This is a genomic window from Sharpea azabuensis DSM 18934 (assembly GCF_000702165.1).
Taxonomy (GTDB): Bacteria; Bacillota_I; Bacilli_A; order Erysipelotrichales; family Coprobacillaceae; genus Sharpea; species Sharpea azabuensis.
The window spans coordinates 24,636-46,911 of sequence record NZ_JNKU01000017.1; the positions used below are offsets into that span (position 1 = coordinate 24,636).

Below are 22,276 nucleotides of genomic sequence, written 5' to 3' on the forward strand. Positions count from 1 at the left end.
TAGGCATATACCTAGTTAATATTGTGACGAATAATATCTGCTATTTCATTAGCTGCCTGCTCAACAGTATTATTCACAACGACATGCTTATAGCTGTCTTTTGTTTTGATTTCACGTTCAGCTTTGGCAAGTCTTTCCTGCATGACGCTTTCTGCTTCTGTCTTGCGACCACGGATTCTTCTTTCAAGTTCTTCCATTGATGGTGGTACCAAGAAAATTGTTAGGGCTTCTGGAACCTTTTCCATAACCTGGAGTGCTCCCTGCACTTCAATTTCTAAGACAACATTTTTCCCTTCTTCAAGCATTTCTTCGACTTTGTCTTTAGGTGTGCCATATGAATTGCTGACAAACTGAGCATATTCCAAGAAGCCATCCTCTTGAATCTTTTGATTAAATGTTGCCTGATCAACGAAATAATAATCAACTCCATTGACTTCCCCAGGGCGTGGCTTGCGGGTTGTCATCGAAATGGAATATGCTAAGTTTAAATCATTCATCTTAAATAATTGTTCTCGAACTGTCCCTTTGCCTACACCACTAGGACCACTCAGAATAATTAATGTACCTCTCTTCATGGGCTTCCTCCTCAATCTTTTAAGACATTATAAAAAGAATAACATCTAATTACAACTTATTTATAACATCCTCGACAAATTCCTAATCATCGCAAATAGAAACCTTAGGCGACAAGAAAGATTTATGATATACTGCCCTAGAGGTGATTGAAATGGCATTTGACGGCATTGTCCTTAATGCAGTAACCAAGAAATTAAAAGAAGAAATAGAAAGTGGAAGAATATCAAAACTCTATGCAATATCACAATATGAACTATTGATGGTTATCCGTGCCCATAATAAAAACAAGAAATTTCTTGTTTCCATCCATCCAACATATGCCCGTATTCAGCTCACAAATCTCGATTATCCAACACCGGATTTTCCTGATGCAATGACAATGCTGATGCGTAAGCACATGGAAGGAAGCTTTATCGAGAAAATCGAACAAATAGGGTTGGATCGTATTGTTAAGATGACATTGAGAGGACGTAACGAGTTCAAAGACCAGGTTACGCTCTATCTCTATATCGAAATCATGGGCAAGCATTCCAACTTTACATTAACTGATGAAAACAACCGGATTATCGAATGTCTTAAGCGCGTATCCCCTAGTGAATCCATGCGTTTCTTACAGCCTGGAATTACTTACCATTTACCACCATTAATAGAAAAGAAAAATCCTTTTACCCAGGACTATATTCCTAGTGATAATCTCATCAAGATTTATGAGGGCTTTTCTAAAGACCTAGCTGTGGAAGTGAAATATCGTATTGAAAAAGGTGAATCTTTTCAATCAATCATGAGCCAGCTTGAAAGCAGTGAACATCTCTATATTATCAAGACTGCAAAAAAAGATTACTACCACATCATTCCCCTTACTAACATCTCTGAAAATGCTGCATGTTATCCCTTGTTCGAAGGCCTTGATCTATTCTATGATTCACTAGATCAGCGCGATCGTATCAAACAGCAGACAAATGACTTAATGCGTTATATCAAGAATGAATATACTAAGAATGTCAATAAATTGCATAAACTTGAAAAAACGCTTTTTGATTCACAAAATAGTGATGATTATCGCATTAAAGGCGACCTCCTCTATGCTTCACTAGATAAAGTGCATAAGGGCATGAAAGAAGTTGTTGTTGATAACTATTATGATGGAACAAAGATGACGATTGAGCTTGATGTGCGTTTTGATGGCAAAGGGAATGCTAATCGCTATTATAATAAATATCAGAAAGCAAAGAATTCACTTAAGGTCTTAGAAGAACAAATCAGGCTGACAAAAGAAGAAATAGATTACTTTGATACCTTAAATACATCAATTGAACAAGCTGATTATTATGATGCTTTAGAAATCAAGGAAGAACTTGAAGGTTTAGGCTATCTAAAAAAGAAACAAGTCAAAAAACTTCACAAAAAGAAGAAGGAACCTCACTATACAACCCTTATCACAAAAGACGGTATTGCCATCTACGTAGGGAAGAACAACTTACAAAATGACTATTTGACCTTTAAAAAGGCAAATCGTTTTGATATGTGGTTCCATGTCAAAGACATGCCTGGTTCCCATGTCATTGTTCATAGTCAGAATCTTGATGAATATACAATAAGACTTGCCGCAAAAATAGCTGCCTACTATTCCAAAGGGCGTCTTTCAAGTTCCGTCCCAGTCAACTACGCTCAAGTAAGAACGCTCAAAAAGCCACACTCCAACAAACCTGGACTTGTCTTACTTTCCAATTACAAAACAATTTATATAGATCCTGATGATACTTTTTTAACGGAGGTTATGAAAAAGAAAAATGGTTAAACTAATTGCTGCTCAATTCAACAATGAATATGTTCATGCCTATAGTGTTCCTGCATATGATGAGGAAGGTCATAACTTTAATCTTGGATTAAATGGCATGAATGACGAACAAACAATGAGAAACAGAGAAGCTCTTGCCAAGCAGCTTCACATTCCCCTTGATCATATGATTCTGCCCCATCAGGAACATACAGATCATTTTGTAAAAGTTACCCTCGAAGATGGCGGTAAAGGGATGTATTCACTAGACACTGCACTCCCAGCGACCGATGCCACATATACGCGTGATAAAGGTTTAGTACTATGGAGCAGCCATGCGGACTGCTGCCCAGTATTAATGTATAGTCCTGACCAAGAGCTGATTGCTGCTATTCATTCTGGATGGAAAGGCACTGTTCATGAAATTGTTGGCAAAGTCACAAAGCATCTGATTGAAAATGAAAATGTCGATCCCACACAGCTCCTCGTTTATACAGGACCAGCTATTGAACAAAGAAACTTTGAAGCAATGGATGATATTATCAATCTTGTAAAAGCAATGAGTTTTGATACTTCTTCATTTTATAAAGTCAAAGATGAAACACATTATTTATTGAATACAAAAGGACTCATTAAACAGCAATTACTTAATCTTGGTGTTAAGGAAGAACATATTGAACAATCTCCCATCTGTACCTATGAAGATGAACGTTTCTTCTCTTATCGCAAGACAAAGACAAAAGATCGTAACATGTCAATCATTTACATGCTTGACTAAAGCAGGATTTCCTGCTTTTTCTTTATATCAAAAAATAGGTAGTTTCCCACCTATTGAAAATACTGATGCAGTTTTTCTTCATCAAGCTGTTCACCAATAACAATGATAACTTCCTGGCCATCATTTATTGCCTCAACATGAATATCATCCTTTGTTGCATTGACCTCATACCACTGTCCGTCTTCATTAACAAATCCTTTGATACGAATGACATGACCAACATCAGGATCTCGAAATACAGAATTTGCTTTTTGTTTAAGCCCCGCTTTATCGAGATGAACATTAAGGAAGAAAAGTGAACGGAAGAAATCATCATCAATAGCTTGCTTATAGAATATACCTAACTGATAGCCACTTTCCATAATACCTGCAAAGTCTTCATCACGATAATCATCCCATCTCTTTGCGATAATATCATTTGTAATATCACGCTGACTATGATGCTCTCTTAACGCTTTATTAAGATGGTCAATAGTATGTTTGATATCATCTTCTTTTGCTTCATCAACACGACTTAGAATAATCTTTCCAGCATAAGCTACTTCACTTGCTAGAACATAGTCAGATTGTTTAGAAAGGGCCTCAAGTCTGCTGTTAACAAGAGCAATGACATTGCCAATTTCATACCATTGATCAAGTGGCGCTTCATGAAGGACATCAAAGAATTCATCCACATCATAAATTCCAGAAGGTTCAACAATCACACGATCATAGCCCTGCATGCCCATAGAAATAAGCTTTGTCTTGAAACGTCGGATACGGCAATCCTTATCACCGCCAATAACCATTTCAACATCCGCCTTACCTTCAAGCGCCTCGGATAAAAGCATACGGTCAACATTTATAGCACCATAATCATTCTCAATAACAGCCACTCGTAAATGCTGACTCGCTAAGTATTCCACATATTTTTTTATAAAAGTCGTCTTCCCAGAACCTAAGAAGCCGGTAATTAAATCAACTTTAATCATGCTTATCACCTCTTGACTTCATTATAGCAACTCATATTTTCCTATTCAAATTGTGTGTTCAGATATTTTCCTACAAAACATAGATAGCCTTTTCATTCCTAAAAAATCAGTGTACAATATGAATTACGGAGGTGTTTACAATGGCTGAACAGGATACAGCAAAACTGTCTTATGACATGATCTTAAAAAATAATACAAAATTACAGAAGGAAGCTGCCATCTTCCATAAAGTAAAACATGACAAAGAGTTTACTTCGGCAGATGTCGCTGAATATGCAGCTTCACAGATTGAAACAAAGAAAGATTTATTAGAAGTTCTTAAAACACTAAGAGCAAACTATGTTAAGATGGATTATCTTCCTGATGTAAGAAAAATCAGAACTTTCGATAATTTAATTGAGGATGCCCAAACAGATATCGATTTCTATACTCTCATGAAAAAAGAATTTACTGCATAGAAAAAGGTGCTACGGCACCTTTTATTTTTGCCCAATTAAAGACATGGCATGAGGAATCATTTTAGATAATTCTTCAGGCAAAACAGTATAATGATCTCGCGCAATCAAATCACCTGTAAAGCCATGGATATAGACAGCAAGAATGGCTGCTTCAATGGCCTGATAATGACCACCTAGAAAAGCTGTCATCATCCCTGCAAGTGTATCCCCCATGCCACCTACTGCCATTGCTTTATTACCTGAGGCATTTTTGTAAGAATGCTTGCCATCAGTCACAAGTGTATGTGGTCCCTTTAAAACAAGAATACAATGATGTTCTTGTGCAAAGTTGATTGCTACTTCTGTTAATTGATCATCGCCAGAAAAATCACATAGGCGTTTAAATTCTCCAAGATGTGGGGTGAGAATGATTGGGCGTTGCTGTCGATCAAGTAATTCCAGATTGTTGGAGAGAATTGTTAAGCCATCCGCATCAATGATAAGTGGGCAAGAAGAATTTTCAATGACATCAATAAAGCAATGATATGCATCCATATCCAGCCCCAAGCCAGGTCCTATACAAATTGCATCAAATTTTTTCAACATTTCACGACTATAGCTACCCGGTCTTATTTCACTAATTGCCTCGGGAAGATAAAGCGGCATGATATCAACAACTTCCTTTGCTGAAGAAAGATGAATAATACCTGCTCCACTTGCTACCGCTCCTTTTGTTGCTAAAAGAGCTGCCCCCTTGTATTGAGCGCTTCCTGCTACAAGTAAATCAACGCCATAATAATTCTTATAGCCATCATATTTGCGTTCTTTCAACATTTTCCTGGCATCAGATCTATCAAAATATTTAACAAGTCCAGCCTGCTCAAAGGGATTATCTATTGCCAGTTCTTCGACAATTACTTCTCCAGTAAAAGTTGAACTATCGGGATTTAAAAAGCCTTCCTTCAATGCACTTAAAGCAATCGTCTTTGAAGCATAAAGGGTGTTGGCATAGGGTTTACCCGTATTGCAATTAAGTCCTGTTGGAATATCAATTGCAATAACATCGCCTTCAAAATGGCTATTGATCATAGATATGACAGTTGCATATAAGCCTCTTGGAGCGCTATTCAAGCCAAAGCCAAAAAAGCCATCACCCATAACATCAAGCACACTTAGGTCTTTCAAAAAATCATCAAGTTTCTCATCACTTAATTCGATAAGCGTCAGATTATTATTTTCACAAATATCAAAATAGAATTGGTTGCCAGCAGAGAACTTCTGGTGATTCCCAATATAATAAAGCTTCACATCTTTTCCTTCATTTGCCAGCTTTATTCCAAGCGAGAGTGCATCCGCCCCATTATTGCCAGGTCCAACTAATAATCCAATTTGATCATAATCCATAAAATGCTTTTTCAGACAATCACTTGCTTTATCAACTAGTTCATAAATACTATAACCATGATCCATCAAATACTGATCATATGCTTTTAACTGATTCTGACTACCAATATACATTTTAACTCATCTCCTTAAATTTAAAACAATCCTTTAAAAAGTAAAAATATAAGAAAGGAACAGACCAGTATTGATACGCAAGGTGGATCAATATGGGTTCCACATTCACTATTAAATACTCTTGCAAACATATCACATATAGCTGCAGCTAAGACGCCAAAAAGAAGCGTTAACAAAATGTCATGGGTATACATCATTGCATAGCCTGCAATTAAAGTAATATGATGAGTTGCTGGAAAACGTGAATCACTGAGGGAAAATACAAGTGAAAAGGCAGAAAGACTAAAACCTAATGAATAGTATTTTGTAATCTTTGTTAGATAGCCTGTTAAAAAAGAAATCGACAAGGCAAATAAAACAAGATAAATCCAATATCGTTTATCACCTTCTTCTAGAAATACAATTCCCCGATGATTATAGAGCTGCTTACTGCCAAGGATAAAACGTGTGCATGTTCCTACCATTACAATACTAAAAGCACCAGCATCAAATGGCAGCTTTAGTTTTGTTGCAAGAATAAGAAGGCAATATCCTATCAGTCCACCCAATGCCCCGAAAATAAAAACAAGCGGGTCGCCAGTAAAGATTAAAGGCTTGCTTATATCAAAGCCTTTGATCTGATATTTTTTTGAAGCATAGGCTGTTGCAACCACAGCACCATTAAAGATTACAGCCGGTATAAGCAATGGCTGTGTGTGAAAATGCAGCAGCAGTCCATGATTGCCTAAAACTGCAACAAGGCCTACAAAACCAGTTATTATAAAGATCTGTATTCCACCAATAAGGCTACCGAGGCCACCACCAGCTAAAGCAAGAAGTAGATATTCTAGTTTCATCATTTTGCCCCCTTCTAATACTATTATAATTCTCTTTTATGAAAACAAAAAAAGATTTTCTTCTTTTTATAATATTTGATAAAATAGACGCGGTGATAAATATGGAAAGAGATTTAATTGCGAGAGCTTTAATGAATGTGCTTGATGTTGCACATTTCTATGATTATGAAAAACTAAAAAATGATGATTTATATGAACAGCTAAAAGCTATTATTCATTCCCTTACAGACAATCAGGAAATTGCTGAGAAAGGTTATGCTGTATTGGATAAAAACAAAGCTATTATTGATAAGATTGTCAGCAATACAAATAGTTATGAAGAATTTCAGTTACTTTGTGAAGATTTACGCACTTTTAAGCGCCAAAACGGCTTGCTCAGCCACTAACAAACACATTGTAAAGTACCCATACTTGCAAGCTTAAAAGATCATGCTTATTATTTGATTGATGGCAACAAGCCATATTGTAAAGATTATTCCTCTATCCTGTAAACGAGCTAGTCATTCCAATAAAATTGCTATGAACCAAAATATAGGATAAAAGGAATGCAATGATAATCATAACACCTATCAAGAAACTAGAAAGAAAATTGTTAGAAAGTATAGAAAAGATTGAAAAGAAGTGCATGAGGGTAAATTAAATCATAAGCAAAGCCACCACAATTCGGTGGCCTTTTCGTATACAAACTTATGCTAGACGCTTTAAGAGAGCTCTAGCTTAACCTTTAGAAAACTTTCAATTTAATGTATGAAAAAAGTGATGAGCAGCACAACTAAGACACTCATCACCTATCCAGCCAAGCGAACTTTATATGTTAAAAGCATAGGAAAAAGTCCATCCCAAAAGCGAAGAAGCTTTCAAAAAACAACAGAAGCGATTTTTCAACCTCTTTACATAAGGGATGATAGTGCCTTGCGCATGTATAACTAGTAATAGAAGAGGTGTAAATAGAATAATGCAAGTTTCTCTCCATATATAAGTCCCATCAGGCAACCTAGACAAATAAAGGGTCCAAATGCCATATGCGCTTTAAGTTTTACCTGATGCATGATGATGAGAATCATTGCGCAAAATCCACCACTTAGTATTGCAATCAACATTGCAACAGTCATATTTACAATACCAAGCATAAAGCCTGTAAAAAAGCACAGTTTAATATCTCCCCCACCAAAACTATCTTCCTTTATAAAATTCATTAGCAGCATTGTTCCACTAAAGGCAGCACCTAAGACACGTGAGAGAAATGGCCTATGCCAAATAAACACGGATAAAAGAGCAAGTATTCCAATTGTGATATTTAGCTGGTTGGGAATGGTCATTGTTTCAATATCAATAATGCTGATTGCTAAGAAAGCCATTGACAGGACGAAAACAAATAAGCAGGTCAAACTCAAGCCGTAATGACAAAAACAAAAGATACTAAGTATGCCACCGCTCATTTCAACCAAGGGATGAACGAGCGATATCTTCGTATGGCAATAGCGACATTTCCCTCTTAAAAGAATATAGCTTACCACCGGAACTAGATCTCGTATTTGAAGTACATGATGACAATTTGTGCAATAACTACGTCCCTTAACGATTGAGATCCCTCGAGGTAAACGATAAATAACAACATTCACGAACGAAGCAACAATGCTTCCAAAAATAAAGCAGTAAATATAATAGAAAATTAAAGCTGGATGCATCCAAATTCCTTTCTATCACATTCAATCAATATGTCTCCCTTGTTGTTATTATCATATCATAACCTTTGTTTATTTTTAAATATATCATTCAAGAAAAAAAGACGCCTTAAGCGTCTAACAGCAAATGATTCCATAACGGCCACCAAAACAAGCCCCACAAAGACATTGCACCAATAAATAAGCATAACAGCACTGACTTGGTGAAAAAGCTCGACCATATTGGGATGATGTCTGTTGATACTGTGAAGAACCTGATTGGAGTGATTGTAAAAGAATGATATATTCCAAGTTATTGGGATTCATGCTGTAGGCTGTTTTCGCAAATTCAATTGCCTGCAGACGATTCCCTAGGGCATTCTGACAAATGGCTGAATAGTAAAACCAGACATCATTACGTACACGAATTGTATCAAGAATTTTCCAGGCTTCATCAAATTGGTTAGCCTGCATATACATTGCCGCTTGATTATAGGCATAAGCCTCCTGTCCTGTCTGATTCTGATACTGACCATTGAAACTAGCTTGCGTCCCATTTTTTCTCGCATCCATGATGGTTTTATAGGCATTTTGTACTTCTTTGAATTTTTCAGTATATTCTGCCTGATGTGGCGAACCTATATTAGCGTCTGGATGATATTTCTTGGAAAGTCTGCGATAGGCTTTCTTGACTTCCTCATCACTTGCATCACTAGAAATACCTAATATATCATAAGGATTCATTCTTCTTTTCTCCCCTTTTTTCTCTGACTTGATTATACTTTGCCCATACACCCGAATAAAGAATATTTCTTAAAATATCACTATGGGTGATAATAGGCAGTTTTTCATATGACAATGCAGCATCTCCCATGAATATCTCAAGCATCATTTTAACGTCATCATCAAAGTGTTCATCTTGAGATCTTTTCTTTAAAGGATTAAATGTGCCCTTCTTTATATCCTCAAATAAGTCATCATAGGCATCCATTAAATAAATGAATTTACCAAGATGATATCCAAGTGAATAAAGCTCATCAGCAAAAACAGCATCATATGAAACAATTTCTCCCATCACCCTACCAAATGTATTACATAAAAGATCTAAATCATTACATGATTCATTTTCTAACTGATTTATTTTCTCTAATGCCAGTTCAATATGTTGAATCTTTTCAGGATATTCCTCTTTGATTTCTTCAAAAGGCTTTGTAAGTGATTTGAGCATGCTTTTATGTCGTCCTTCATCATGAACATCATCAACAGCTTTAAAATAAGCTAAGACAACATTCATTTTTGCGACATAGGAATCATACTTATTTATACGTGTTGTCACTTTAAGCAAAGGATTCACCATGCATTTCTCTTCAATGACTTCTTCAAGTGGTTCATTGAGAGCTGACAAAAGTACTTCGATAAATGTTAAGTCATTTGATAGAATACGAGTCGCCTTGACGCCATAAAGCTGTTTAATAGATTTACATAATCCACAATAATAGGAACGATATAAAGCAAAATCATCCTCGCTTAAAGCATCTTTATTATATTGAATATATCCAAACATGCTTAAGTTCTCTTTTCAAAAACAGTTGAACAACGTGGACAACGAATATCTATACGTCCCTTACCTTTAGGTACACGGACAATCTGTTTACATGTTGGACATATGTAATATTTGTGATCTTTATCTTTTGATGACTTCTTGATGACACTTACCCTTTTCATAATAGGGGCAATACTTTGTTCATAACGCTGATTTTCCTGATAGCGTTTATTGATATTTTTAGAAAGCATACGAAAGAGCACATACAATAAGAGTATATAAACAAAAACATAGATAATCACACTCTTGACAAAGACATTAGCAATTGTCAAAACAATTGAAAGAATCAATAAATGTTTATTGAGACGATCACTGCCATAGCGTCCCATCATTAATCTATATAAGAAATTACGCATAATTTTCCTCCTATAATAGCCATCAGCTTAACGACTCTATATGAATATTTCATGAACCACGCCATAAAAAAGAAGGACGAGTCCTTCTTTTCTATGCCGAATAAGATCCTTTTGAAATTAAGCTCTTAGCGATTTTTAATGCCGTATTAACCGGAATAGCGAAGCCTAGGCCTTCAGAATTTGTATCCGAGCTCTTGGCATTCACAATCCCAATTAAAGTTCCATTGCTATCAAATAAGCCTCCACCAGAATTACCTGGAGAAACGGCTGCATCTGTCTGGATGACATTGAGCTTGGCTGTTGTAGATGTATTCTGAGTACGACCAAAGTATTGTGAATACTGGTTGTTTTCACCGTCAGATGATGAATCATCAATTGAGACAGTGATTGTACGATTCAATGCTGAAACAATGCCAGAAGTAATTGAACCAGAGAATGTACCTTCAGGATTACCAACTGCATAAGCTGTCTGTCCCTGAGTAATCTTATCACTATCACCAAATGTTGCTGCGCTTAATCCTGTCGCATTAATCTTAATTACAGCAATATCACCTTGTGTATATTTACCAACTAATTTCGCTGTATATGTCTTCTCATCACTTGTAGTGACCTTGATTGTACTTGCTCCATTGACAACATGGGCATTTGTAATGATGTAGCCATCACTACTCATAATGACACCAGAACCAGCTCCAGAGACAACCTGACTACCAAACCAGAAATTGCTTGTGGTCATGGCTTCAGTTGTAATGGCTACAACAGAGTCCGTCATTTTCTTAGCAATATTTGAGGCATCCTTCTTGCTTGATGATGTTGTTGTAGCTGGTGTTGAGGACGTTGTCGTAATGACTGAAGCACCATTTAGCTTCAAGACAACATATGCCCCTCCAGCCCCAGCACCAAAACATAATACGAGGACAAGAAGAATAATAATAAATGCAGAACCAATGCCTCTCTTTTTTACCTGGTTCATATTATTTGAATTATTTTCGTTCATATCTATCATTCCTTTCGAATATGCTTCTAGTATATGTCACTATTACATGAAATCTATGTACATATTTTGTGAAACTATGGGAATTAGTCAGTTGATTTATTCAGGAATGTTTCATATAGCGCAATTTCTTCAGGATCATTCTTGCTTGATTCAAAGATAACTTCACCTTCACCTTCATTATTGATCTTGCCAGCTTCTGCAAGCTTGCTTGCAAGCTGACGAGCAGTTCCTGCTGCACCATCATAGAATTTGATATCATCACCAAGCACTTCACGAATGGCATTCTTGACAAAAGGATAATGCGTACAGCCTAATACAACACTCTTAACTTCACCTTTATATGGAGCTAAGAGCTTATGCAGGACAACACGTACTTCCTCGCCATCAACATCACCAGTTTCAATGGCCTGAGCAAGTCCATTGCAGGCAACTTCTTTGACATTGACATGATTGCCATATGTCTTAGCAAGCTCATGATATTTATCAAGTCTTAATGTGTTTTCTGTTGCCATCACTAAGATTTCCCCATCATTAGCTTCTGCTGCTGGTTTTAAAGCCGGTTCCACACCAATAACAATAATATCAGTAAACACATCTCTTACCATTTCGATAGCTGCACTAGTAGCTGTATTACAAGCCACAACAATAGCCTTAACACCATGGTTGACCATATTATTCATTGTTTCCATCGTATAGTCCTGCACTTCCTTAAGTGATCTTTCACCATATGGAGCACGGGCACTATCACCATAGAAATAGAATTTTTCATGTGGCAAAAGCTTCACCATTTCCTTTAAGACGGAAATTCCGCCAAGTCCTGAATCAAATACACCAATATATCCATTTAAATCTTTTTTCATTTTCAATTCCTCCACACACATCTTAATCTTACTGATAAAGAAAATCAATCTCTCACAAGAACCTTAAAGTGATTCTTATGATATTCAATAATGCCTTCTCTTTTTAATACCGATAAACTGTGAGATAAAGCTGAACGATCCACTAATAAATAATCTGCAAGCTGCTGTCGATCAAAAGGAATATCGAATTCATCACTATGATGAATTGCTGCTTGTGTGGACAAATAAGCAAGAATGCGTTCACTGATACTTTTTGGTGTGATCATGAGTATCTTACGTGAGAGCTGTAAGTTCTTCATTGCAATGAGCATCAATATATTCTCATTAAGTTTGGCATGGTTGACTTTACGCATCGCATCCACATCAATAAATAGAATATGCGCAGGTGTTTGTGCTTCAATACTAATCAACATGGGTTCACGCATATTGGCATAAGCTTCACCAAAGATATCTGGAGCACTTAAATGGGCAACAATATTTGCATGGCTAACCAAGTCTACTCCGACCCCATTTAATTCACCTTCTAAAACAATCCCTATCTCATGAATAATATCTCCTTGCGAAAAGACCTGTTCGCCTTTTTGAAAATATACTTCACGACTACTTATTTTTCCAAGCAAACTTTCTAATTCATTTGCTTCAATGCCCTTAAAAACAGGCAATTTTGTTAATGCTTCAATATTCATACAAATTGCTCCTTGTTTCTATTTTATAAGAGTTTGAGATTTATTTCAAATCATATCAATTGTTAGCGTTTTCATATTTCTTGAAATGGGACAATACTCGCTTTATAATAAATATGTCGATTATATAACACATTGGAGGTAAACATATGAAGAATTATTTTAATTTAAAGGATCAAGTTGCTTTGGTCACGGGGGCATCAGCTGGTTTAGGTGTCCAGATGGCCAAGGCCCTTGCTAGTCATGGAGCCAAGATTGTTGCTCTGGCAAGACGTAAAGAAAAAGTTGAAGCCGTCGCAAAAAGTATCAGTGAGGAATTTGGCGTAGAAGCTATTGGCTTACAATGCGATATTACTGATACAAAGCGCGTTGATGAAGTTATCGAGGACGTCTTATCACGTTTTGGACATATTGATATCCTTGTTAATAATGCTGGAACTGGCGCAGTTGGTAATGCTGAGGATATTACTGATCAGCAGTTTGAAAATGAAATGAATATTGACTTGTTTGGAACTTTTAAAATGGCTAGAGCAGTTGCTAAGAAAGCCATGATCCCTGCTCAATATGGTCGTATTATCAACATTGCATCAATGTATGGACTTGTGGGAAATAAGATTGCTGGTTCATCCCCTTACCATGCTGCTAAGGGTGGCGTAGTCAATCTTACAAGAGCATTAGCTGCTGAATGGGGCAAGCATCACATTACTGTCAATGCCATCTGCCCTGGCTATTTCTATACAGATCTTACTCGTGAAACACTCAATTCTGACTTCTTCCAGCAAAATGCCAAAACAATGATTCCATTAGAACGTTATGGTGAAGAAGGCGAATTGGATACTGCTGTCCTCTTCTTATCTTCACCAATGAGTTCCTATGTCACAGGTGTGAACCTACCTGTTGATGGCGGTTATACAGCTATGTAAGGATTCCATCACGGAATCCTTTTTCTTATACTAAATAAATCAGAATCCTTTTGATAAGTGTTGTTGTGTGATACAATAGATTTATTAAAAGGAGCGTGATTTTTATGGATCATTTAACTGAAAATGTAAAGAAATTGTTATTATTAGGAATTGGTGCAGCTGCCACAACAGCTGAAAAATCAAAAGATATTATTGATGATCTTGTTAAGAAAGGTGAAATTACTGTTGATCAGGGTAAAGTTCTTAATGAAGAGCTTAAGCGTAAAGCAAGCAATAAAGTAAGCGATGCGATGTTAAATCGTGTTGAAAAGCTTTCAAAAGAAGAAAGAGATGCCCTAAAAGCAAAGCTTGCTGAATTGGACAGCGAAGAAGAAAAAGAAGAAGATACGCAGGAAGACTAGTTTATGGCAAGAGAAGACAAGCATGCTTCTCGACGATTAAGTGAAATCATTTCTGTCTTAAATAAGCATCATATCTTAACCGGCCTAACCCCCATAAAACTTAGAGAGATTCTTGAAGATCTTGGCCCAACATATGTCAAATTTGGGCAGATTATGAGCATGCGTTCCGATATGATTCCCCACGAATATTGTAAGGAACTTGAAAAGCTTCGCACCGATGTGACTCCTCTTGCTTATGATGAAGTCAAAAACATTATTGAAGAAGAACTCAAGCAACCGATAAATGAAGTGTTCTCCTCAATTGTAAAGGAGCCTTTAGGATCCGCATCAATTGCGCAAGTCCATGAAGCATTTCTACTTAGTGGAGAAAAAGTAGTAATCAAAGTCCAGCGACCTTACATTTATGAAACCATGGAAGCTGATATCAAGCTGCTTAGACAAGCTTGCAAGATTTTAAAATTAGCTACTGGCACAGGTGACCTCCTTGATTTTAGAGCAGTCATTGAGGAATTATGGCGGACGAGCCAGATAGAAATGGACTTTTTCAAAGAAGCTGATAATATCGACCATTTTGCCCAATGTAACCAGGATATTAATTATATTCTTGTTCCCCATGTTTACCACGAGTATACAACAAGACATCTTATTGTCATGAATGATGTTGGAAATCTACAAGTCGATCAAGTCAATGAATTAAAGAATTTAGGCTATGACATTGATGATATCGCAAGAAAGACAGCAGAAAACTTTGTCAAACAGATTCTTGATGATGGTTTTTTCCATGCTGACCCACATCCCGGTAATATTCATGTTACCGACAACAAGATTGCCTGGATTGACTTTGGCATGATGGGCACAGTCACCCCTTCAACGCAACAAATTCTCACAAAAGGTATCAAAGCAATCTTAGATGATGATATCTACGATTTAGAAGAAGCTTTCTTGATGCTGACAAAGCCAGAACAGAAAATCAACGAAAGTCAGCTCATCTATCAGCTGAATATGATTGTTGAGAAATATAAGCAACGTAATTTTGGTGATTTTAATTTTGGGCCACTTATTGAGGGATGTATTGAGATTGTCAAAACAAACAAGATTGCCGTACCAGCTGATTTAACATTGCTTTTACGTGCGATGCTGACCATCAATGGAACCCTTGGCGAAATCTCTCCATCTTGTAACCTGATAGAAATTCTCGCCAACCATATGCGTATTAAATGGCAGAAAGAACTAGATCTAAAAACTCAGATATTACATATTGCTCAATCTTTCTATACTTCTAGTAAAAAAGGATTGGCCACTCCATCTATTGTCTTTGATCTTCTTAAGCTTGCAAAAAATGGACATATTACATTAAATGTAAAAGAGAATAAAAGTGATCGTGATATGCGCCTAGAGAAGCATAATTGGAATCATATTGTTATTGCTATTGTTTCTGGTTTTCTCTATCTCTCAGCAAGTATTCTTACTTTATCGCCATTAGAACATAATGTTTTTGGGATGCCCCTATTATCCTTTATTGGATATGTGGCAGGGACAATCCTTGTTGTCATGCTGCTATGGCGATTAGAACATGATCAGGATTAAAAAGATTTTTTTAAATTTGAGGTCTTTAAGCAGACCTCTTTTCAATTTTACAGTTAATAAGCATCATTTTCATTTCGTACTTTTTATAGCATATCATAAAGCAAAAATAGCGGCATCATGTGTCGCTATTTTTATAAGTCTATTCTGTTTTCCAGATGGCAATAGAAAGTGGTGCTAACTCACTGCCTGCTCCAAAATCATGTTTTTCATTAGTCAGCAAGTCTTCACCTGTTCCACTATTGGCATTGAAATGCGCTACAAATGGTGCATCATCAATATTTAAAGCAACAATAATTCTTTCACCCTCAGCTTCTCTTTCAAATACATATTGCTTATTTGTGAGAAGGAGTTCTTTGAATTGGCCACTGTTGAGAGCTGGATGTTCATTTCTCAAATGAATTAACTGCTCGATATATTCTGTCAATTCATTAGGCTCTGGCTTTGTGAATGCTGGACGTAAGCTATCGTCGCTCATTCCTGGTATCTTCTTGCCTTCAGTTCCCCATTCCGAACCATAATAGATACATGGAATACCAGGTAATGTTAGCTGTAAAGCAAATAATAATGGCAGTTTCTTTTTATCCGAAAGTTTGCTTGCGATACGATCAACATCATGATTGTCTAAGAAAGTCAGCAAGCTTTTTCCTCGATACATATCAAACATATTACGTTTAAGTGTATGCGCAATTTCAAACATATTTAAAGAATTGAAGCTGCTCCACATGCCTTTATAGCCAGGATAATCAGTAATGGCATCAAGATGTCCTTCATCAAACATATAGCCAGCATTATCACCAAGCACTTCACCAACCATAAAGAAATCAGGCTTAAAACTTCGGGCAAAATCAGAAAGCATAGCCATAAACCAGCGTGGTAATGAATAAGCTACATCAAGACGAATACCATCAATATCAAAATATTCAATCCAGAACTTCACCGATTCCTTGAGATAGTCCTGTACTTCAGGATTTTCGAGATTGAGCTTTACTAATTCATAATGCCCTTCCCATCCTTCATACCAGAAACCATCGTTATAATCAGAGTTGCCATTAAAATCAATATGGAACCAATCTCTATAACGACTATTTTCACGATTGCTTCTAACATCCTCAAAAGCGAAGAAACCTCTACCAACATGATTGAATACACCATCAAGGACGACTTTTATGCCCTTCTTATGAAGATCATCAACGACCTTCTTGAAATCTTCATTATGACCCAAACGTTCATCAAGACGGCGATAATCACGTGTATCATAACCATGATGATCACTAGAAAAAATAGGATTAAAATAGACAGCTTTAATGCCTAGTTTCTTTAAATAATCACTAAATGCTAATACTCTTAAAATACGATGTTCTTCAACAATACCATCATTGAAGCTTGGTGCATCACAAAAGTTCAATGTATAGATCTGATAAAACACACTTTTATTAAACCACATCTTACATACCTCCTCGTTTTTGTCATTATACACTTTTTGAAAGCCCTTGAAAAATATATTCTATGAATATTTAATATTTTTAAGCAAACTAATTGCATTCATAAAGCATTTAGATAATAATGTAATTAGTGTGTAAGGGGTAACCCCTCAAAGAAAGGATGAAGAAATTATGAAGTACAGATGTACAGTATGCGGTCATATCTATGACGAAGAAAAAGAAGGCGTAAAATTTGCTGATTTACCAGAAACTTGGACTTGTCCAACATGTCATCAGCCTAAATCTAAATTCGTTCCTTTGGACGAAGAAAACAAGACTTGGGCTTGCGAACATGTTTTAGGTGTAGCAAAAGATGCTCCTGAAGATTTAAAGAATGACTTAAGAGCTTGCTTTGAAGGTGAATGCTCAGAAGTTGGTATGTATTTAGCTATGAGCCGTGTTGCTATTCGTGAAGGCTATCCTGAAATTGGTGCTTTCTATGAAAAAGCTGCATGGGAAGAAGCAGAACATGCTGCAAAGTTTGCTGAATTATTAGGTGAAGTATTAACTGATTCAACTGAAGAAAACTTAAAGATGCGTGCTGAAGCTGAATATGGTGCTACTCAGGCTAGACAGGATATTGCTAGCAAAGCTAAGCAGTTAAACTTAGATGCTATTCATGATACTGTTCATGAAATCGGTCGTGATGAAGCACGTCATGGTAAGGCATTCGAAGGTTTATTAAAGAGATACTTTGGTAAATAAAAGACAGGTACCGGAATTCCGGTACCTTTATTCGTTATTGCTAAGATTTTCTCCATTACTGCCAAATACCTGAGCAATCCAGTAGAAGGATTTCTTAGGAATTCTTCTTAGATCTAACAGTTCGCTATCGGTACGATTGACATAAACAAAGCCATATCGTTTAGCCACTTCACAACTACTTGAAGGAATATCAATAGGTCCCCAGGTAATATAGCCAAGACACTCTACTCCATCTTCAATGATGGCTTTTTTCATTTCTTCGATGTGTTCTTGATGATACTTGATTCGATAATCATCATGTATCTCTTCATTTTCATCAAGCGATTCCCTTGCTCCCATGCCATTTTCAAGAATAAAGATTGGCATATCATAGCGTTCATAGAGATCATTCATGACATAACGCAAACCTTTGGCATCCTTCTCCCAGCCCCATTCTGTGGCTTCGAGATGAGGATTTTTAATAACATGCTTTTCAACAATATCAGCAAATGGTGTTGTCATGTCAAATTCACCTTCAGTTAGCGTATTGCTACGATAATAAGAGAAACATAAATAATCGCATGTATTCTTTAAAAGTTCTTCATCACCTTCTTCAAAGTGTGGGTACCAGCCACGTTCTTTGAGATAATGCGTATAGTAGCTTGGATAGCTCCCTTTGGCATGGACATGTGTCACCCACATATTCATAAGATTGTTTGCTTTTTGTACAAAAAGATTGTTTTGTGGAGTTGTTGTTGCTGGATAGTAATTCGTGATTGTCGTCATGCCACCAAACTTTGCATCAGGTACAAGTTCTCTTAGAGCTTTAACTGCTTTACAATGAGCAATCATGACATTATGCGCAACCTGATAAAGAAATGCAGGTTCGCTTATCCCTTCAGGCACAACTTCAGCATTAGAATAAATAAGACGCATAGAATGTAAATTCTGTTCATTAAAACTCATCCAATGCTTAACACGATCGCCAAATCGTTCCATGCATACTCTTGCATATCGTTCAAACAAATCAACAACATAACGTGATGCAAAGCCATTATATTCCTTAACAAGTTTATAAGGCATATCAAAATGAACTAAGGTAATCATTGGTGTAATGCCATTGGCAATCAGTTCATCAATCAGACGATTATAAAAAGCAACCCCTTCTTCATTCACATCATCATCACCATTAGGAATAATACGACTCCAGGCAATTGAAAAACGGTAAAAATTAAAATGCATTTGTTTCATTAATGCAATATCTTCTTTATAACGATGATATTCATCAATAGCAACTTTCCAATCAGCATGACCAGCCGGAGTTGGTCTGACATCATAGATGGATAGACCCTTCCCTCCTTCATTCCAGGCCCCTTCAGTCTGAAATGATGAAACAGATCCACCCCAGTAAAAATTCTTTGGTAATTGTGACATAATCATTCTCCTCCAATACACGTTTATTTTAGACACCTTTCTTTTTTGATGTAAAGAAGATTACAAACGCTTTCAATTTTATTTCAACTTTTTTCATTAAAACCCTTATTTTTTGAAAATATTTTTCATGTTATAATAAGAATGGTGATATAACATGAACATTAGAACACAATTAGAACTAGAGGATCACTTTACCGATAGTGAAAAGGAAATAGCGCGCTATATCCTCACAAATGGCAAAGATGTTGTCAAAGATTCTATTTCTACACTGGCCGAAAAGACATATACTTCACCCGCTACGATTGTGCGTCTGACAAAGAAAATAGGTCTAGAAGGCTATAATGATTTTCGTATCCGTTATTCAGCTGAACTTGAAAAGCTTTCACTGTCAGATAATGAAATCGATGTTAATTTCCCTTTCACAAAAGAAAGCAGCTATGAAGAAATCATGAATAATTTAATTTTGCTTTCGCATCAGACTTTAGAACATACAAAATCCTTGCTTGATGAAAAAGTCTTACGAAAAGTCATTAAAATGATGAAAAAAGCTAGGATCATCGATCTTTATGGTACGGAGAACTCCTTGCTTGCTGCAGCTTTATTTCAAAATAAAATGACAAGAATAGGCAAGAATGTAGATATGCGTTCACTTGATGGTTCACAGACATTCTTAGCTTCAGCATCAGCTCCTGATCATCTTGCCATTGTCATTTCCTATAGCGGTGAAACAGAAAATGTTATTCGATGGGTGAAAATTCTCAAAAGCAAGCATACGCCTTTAATCGCTATTACAAGCTTAGGTGATAACCAGCTTTCACGTTATGCCGATATTATCATTTCCACTGATACAAGAGAAAAGCTCTTTCATAAGATTGCTCCTTTTTCTAGCATTCTTTCTATTGAATATATTCTTTCAGTTATTTATTGCTGTTATTTTCAGGAAGACTATGACGGTCATCTAGATCATAAAATTAGTTTCGATAAGATGAGTGATAAACGACCAGCCCATTTATTAAAAGATGAAAATGATTAAAAAAACGAGGAGTTCTTCCTCGTTTTCTAATCCCAGCAATCCAGTCCTTCCAAATTAATACTCTTCGCTTTGAAAACCGGATGCTCAACATATTGTCGTTGTTGTTCATAATCTTTAAGCGCCTTAATGACTGTTGAACTTAATAAGAAACAAGCTGGTAAATTAATTAAAGTCATAAGACCCATGGAAATATCTGCCAAAGCCCAGGCAGCATCCATTGGAATAATAGCACCTGCAAATATAACAAGCACGCAGATGAGATGAATGAACTGCATTGTTTTTTTACCAGGCACTTTTTTCTTATTTAAGTAAGCCACAGCATTATCAATATAATAAAGATTACCAATTAATGTTGTGAAGGCAAAGAGAATCATGGCAGCCGTAATAAATATAGGGCCAAATTTCCCAAAGACTGTCGCAAGCGCATTCTGGACATATGGTGCTCCCGAAAGCTTGACTGAAGGTAAAATACCTGATGACAAGCACATGATTGCGGTTGCTGAGCAAAGCAATAATGTATCAATATAGACAGAAAGCATCTGAACTAGACCTTGCTTGACAGGATGTGTAACATCGGCTGAAGCACTTGCATTAGGTGCCGAGCCAACACCTGCTTCATTAGAATAAAGGCCACGCTTAATACCATAGATCATACAGCTGCCAGCCATCCCTGAAAAAATAGCCTTAAAATTAAAGGCATCATGAATAACAAGCTTAACAACCGATGGAATAATTGATGCATGGGCAAACAATACAATCAGTGATGCAACCACATAGAGAATTCCCATCACCGGTACAACGATTTCCGTAATATGAACAATACGTTTACCGCCACCAAAAATAACAACGGCTACAAGAAGAGCTAAAATAGCACCAATAATATATGGTGTAATTTTAGCATCGTAGAAAGAATATTCGATAAAGGTTGATTGTAAGTTATAGCTGCAAAGCATATTGAAACCAACCCCATAAGTTAGAATCAAGAAAATGACAAATGCTCCCGCAAAAAACTTTGAATGAAGAGCCTGTTCAATATAATAAGCAGGGCCACCAAAGTATTCCCCTGTCTCTTTATTTTTCTTTTTATAAATCTGGGCTAAAGTACTCTCCATAAAGGCTGATGAAGCACCAAAGAAAGCTAATAGCCACATCCAGAATACCGCCCCAGGGCCACCTAAACAGATAGCTGTTGACACACCAACAATATTACCCGTTCCAACACGTGAAGCTGTTGAAACCATCAAAGCCTGGAATGATGAAACAGCACGATCATCACTTGGCTTTTCAAAGATAATACGTAATGATTCTTTAAAATGACGAACCTGTACAAAACGAGTACGTAACGTAAAATATAATGCTGCAAAACCTAGTACCACCAATAATACGGGATAATACATAATGCTATCAATATCTTTTAGAATTTCTAACATAAAACACTTCCTTTCATTTATTTTTACAGTATATCGAAATAATGAGAGGAATACCAATGATTTTTTGGGTTTGCAGGATATGAAAAAAACTAAATAAAGACGCTTAGGGCATTGTGAACTACCACCCACCTAAAGGTAGGTGGCTTCTAAGAACCTGACGGTTCTATTTAAGAAGTTTGATATTTAAGTTTCCACCTGACAAGTCAGGCAATCCTTATTCTTACAGGCGTGTCCACTTCGCCTCTAC

23 protein-coding genes are annotated in these 22,276 nt (G+C 36.5%); 9 read left to right on the forward strand and 14 right to left on the reverse strand.

Going from position 1 to position 22,276, the window contains the following annotated elements; all coding sequences use genetic code 11:
* Nucleotides 1-11: 11 nt before the first annotated feature.
* Nucleotides 12-575 carry a guanylate kinase gene (gmk, locus tag T529_RS0105055; RefSeq protein ID WP_033162531.1) on the reverse strand — a complete coding sequence of 188 codons (564 nt, stop codon included), beginning with the start codon at nt 573-575 and terminating at the stop codon, nt 12-14.
* A gap of 152 nt (nt 576-727) precedes the next feature.
* On the opposite strand from gmk, the gene T529_RS0105060 reads away from it, so the two are divergent.
* Together T529_RS0105060 and pgeF are read left to right on the forward strand one after the other, a co-directional pair.
* A complete protein-coding gene (locus T529_RS0105060; RefSeq protein ID WP_033162532.1) occupies nt 728-2,374 on the forward strand; it encodes an Rqc2 family fibronectin-binding protein in 1,647 nt (548 codons plus the stop codon).
* Entirely contained in the window at nt 2,367-3,131 is a 765-nt protein-coding gene (gene pgeF / locus T529_RS0105065) for a peptidoglycan editing factor PgeF (RefSeq protein ID WP_033162533.1), read from the forward strand. Before T529_RS0105060 ends, pgeF begins: the two co-directional genes overlap by 8 nt.
* Before the next feature lie 50 nt (nt 3,132-3,181).
* Here the strand turns inward: pgeF and T529_RS0105070 are convergent, their stop codons facing one another.
* Nucleotides 3,182-4,102 (reverse strand): GTP-binding protein, encoded by a 921-nt coding sequence (locus T529_RS0105070; protein WP_033162534.1) that lies wholly within the window; start codon nt 4,100-4,102, stop codon nt 3,182-3,184.
* A 140-nt stretch (nt 4,103-4,242) separates the two neighbouring features.
* Between T529_RS0105070 and T529_RS0105075 the strand changes: the two genes are divergently transcribed.
* Nucleotides 4,243-4,560: a hypothetical protein gene (locus T529_RS0105075; protein WP_033162535.1), complete on the forward strand. Its 318-nt coding sequence runs from the start codon at nt 4,243-4,245 to the stop codon at nt 4,558-4,560.
* A gap of 21 nt (nt 4,561-4,581) precedes the next feature.
* Here the strand turns inward: T529_RS0105075 and T529_RS0105080 are convergent, their stop codons facing one another.
* Together T529_RS0105080 and T529_RS0105085 are read right to left on the reverse strand one after the other, a co-directional pair.
* The gene (locus T529_RS0105080) at nt 4,582-6,057 is read right to left on the reverse strand and encodes an NAD(P)H-hydrate dehydratase (protein WP_033162536.1); all 1,476 of its coding nucleotides are present in this window, start codon (nt 6,055-6,057) and stop codon (nt 4,582-4,584) included.
* 20 nt (nt 6,058-6,077) lie between these two features.
* Nucleotides 6,078-6,896, reverse strand: coding sequence for a DUF7973 family transport facilitator (locus tag T529_RS0105085; protein ID WP_143064928.1), 819 nt, complete (start codon nt 6,894-6,896; stop codon nt 6,078-6,080).
* Nucleotides 6,897-6,994: 98 nt separating this feature from the next.
* Between T529_RS0105085 and T529_RS0105090 the strand changes: the two genes are divergently transcribed.
* Nucleotides 6,995-7,279: a hypothetical protein gene (locus tag T529_RS0105090; RefSeq protein WP_033162538.1), complete on the forward strand. Its 285-nt coding sequence runs from the start codon at nt 6,995-6,997 to the stop codon at nt 7,277-7,279.
* Between the two features lie 540 nt (nt 7,280-7,819).
* On the opposite strand, the gene T529_RS12760 is transcribed toward T529_RS0105090, so the two are convergent.
* The 7 genes from T529_RS12760 to T529_RS0105125 all read right to left on the reverse strand — a co-directional run bounded on the left by T529_RS12760 (nt 7,820) and on the right by T529_RS0105125 (nt 13,059).
* Nucleotides 7,820-8,581 carry a prepilin peptidase gene (locus T529_RS12760; protein ID WP_033162539.1) on the reverse strand — a complete coding sequence of 254 codons (762 nt, stop codon included), beginning with the start codon at nt 8,579-8,581 and terminating at the stop codon, nt 7,820-7,822.
* A 114-nt stretch (nt 8,582-8,695) separates the two neighbouring features.
* On the reverse strand, nt 8,696-9,301 hold the full coding sequence (locus tag T529_RS0105100) for a J domain-containing protein (protein ID WP_033162540.1): 606 nt from the start codon (nt 9,299-9,301) through the stop codon (nt 8,696-8,698).
* Complete coding sequence (locus tag T529_RS0105105) at nt 9,288-10,121, reverse strand: DUF5685 family protein (protein WP_033162541.1); 834 nt, start codon at nt 10,119-10,121, stop codon at nt 9,288-9,290. The genes T529_RS0105100 and T529_RS0105105 overlap by 14 nt, the downstream gene beginning before the upstream one ends.
* Before the next feature lie 2 nt (nt 10,122-10,123).
* A complete protein-coding gene (locus tag T529_RS0105110) occupies nt 10,124-10,516 on the reverse strand; it encodes a hypothetical protein (protein ID WP_033162542.1) in 393 nt (130 codons plus the stop codon).
* A gap of 91 nt (nt 10,517-10,607) precedes the next feature.
* A complete protein-coding gene (locus T529_RS0105115) occupies nt 10,608-11,513 on the reverse strand; it encodes a S1C family serine protease (protein ID WP_033162543.1) in 906 nt (301 codons plus the stop codon).
* A gap of 83 nt (nt 11,514-11,596) precedes the next feature.
* Complete coding sequence (gene murI, locus T529_RS0105120) at nt 11,597-12,373, reverse strand: glutamate racemase (RefSeq protein ID WP_033162544.1); 777 nt, start codon at nt 12,371-12,373, stop codon at nt 11,597-11,599.
* 44 nt (nt 12,374-12,417) lie between these two features.
* On the reverse strand, nt 12,418-13,059 hold the full coding sequence (locus T529_RS0105125; RefSeq protein WP_033162545.1) for a Crp/Fnr family transcriptional regulator: 642 nt from the start codon (nt 13,057-13,059) through the stop codon (nt 12,418-12,420).
* Between the two features lie 146 nt (nt 13,060-13,205).
* On the opposite strand from T529_RS0105125, the gene T529_RS0105130 reads away from it, so the two are divergent.
* The 3 genes from T529_RS0105130 (at nt 13,206) to T529_RS0105140 (ending at nt 15,967) form a co-directional block, all read left to right on the forward strand.
* Nucleotides 13,206-13,979 (forward strand): SDR family NAD(P)-dependent oxidoreductase, encoded by a 774-nt coding sequence (locus tag T529_RS0105130; protein ID WP_033162546.1) that lies wholly within the window; start codon nt 13,206-13,208, stop codon nt 13,977-13,979.
* A 104-nt stretch (nt 13,980-14,083) separates the two neighbouring features.
* On the forward strand, nt 14,084-14,380 hold the full coding sequence (locus T529_RS0105135) for a phasin family protein (RefSeq protein ID WP_033162547.1): 297 nt from the start codon (nt 14,084-14,086) through the stop codon (nt 14,378-14,380).
* Nucleotides 14,381-14,383: 3 nt separating this feature from the next.
* Entirely contained in the window at nt 14,384-15,967 is a 1,584-nt protein-coding gene (locus T529_RS0105140; protein ID WP_033162548.1) for an ABC1 kinase family protein, read from the forward strand.
* Between the two features lie 139 nt (nt 15,968-16,106).
* Here the strand turns inward: T529_RS0105140 and T529_RS0105145 are convergent, their stop codons facing one another.
* Complete coding sequence (locus tag T529_RS0105145) at nt 16,107-17,411, reverse strand: alpha-amylase family glycosyl hydrolase (RefSeq protein ID WP_033162549.1); 1,305 nt, start codon at nt 17,409-17,411, stop codon at nt 16,107-16,109.
* 166 nt (nt 17,412-17,577) lie between these two features.
* Between T529_RS0105145 and T529_RS0105150 the strand changes: the two genes are divergently transcribed.
* Nucleotides 17,578-18,153: a ferritin family protein gene (locus T529_RS0105150; RefSeq protein ID WP_033162550.1), complete on the forward strand. Its 576-nt coding sequence runs from the start codon at nt 17,578-17,580 to the stop codon at nt 18,151-18,153.
* 27 nt (nt 18,154-18,180) lie between these two features.
* Here T529_RS0105150 and T529_RS0105155 read toward each other — a convergent pair whose 3' ends face one another.
* A complete protein-coding gene (locus tag T529_RS0105155; protein WP_033162551.1) occupies nt 18,181-19,566 on the reverse strand; it encodes a glycoside hydrolase family 1 protein in 1,386 nt (461 codons plus the stop codon).
* Between the two features lie 154 nt (nt 19,567-19,720).
* Here T529_RS0105155 and T529_RS0105160 point away from each other — a divergent pair, with 154 nt between their 5' ends.
* On the forward strand, nt 19,721-20,599 hold the full coding sequence (locus T529_RS0105160; protein ID WP_033162552.1) for a MurR/RpiR family transcriptional regulator: 879 nt from the start codon (nt 19,721-19,723) through the stop codon (nt 20,597-20,599).
* A gap of 26 nt (nt 20,600-20,625) precedes the next feature.
* Here T529_RS0105160 and T529_RS0105165 read toward each other — a convergent pair whose 3' ends face one another.
* Nucleotides 20,626-22,029, reverse strand: a complete 1,404-nt coding sequence (locus T529_RS0105165) for an alanine/glycine:cation symporter family protein (RefSeq protein WP_033162553.1) — start codon at nt 22,027-22,029, stop codon at nt 20,626-20,628.
* Nucleotides 22,030-22,276: the final 247 nt, after the last annotated feature.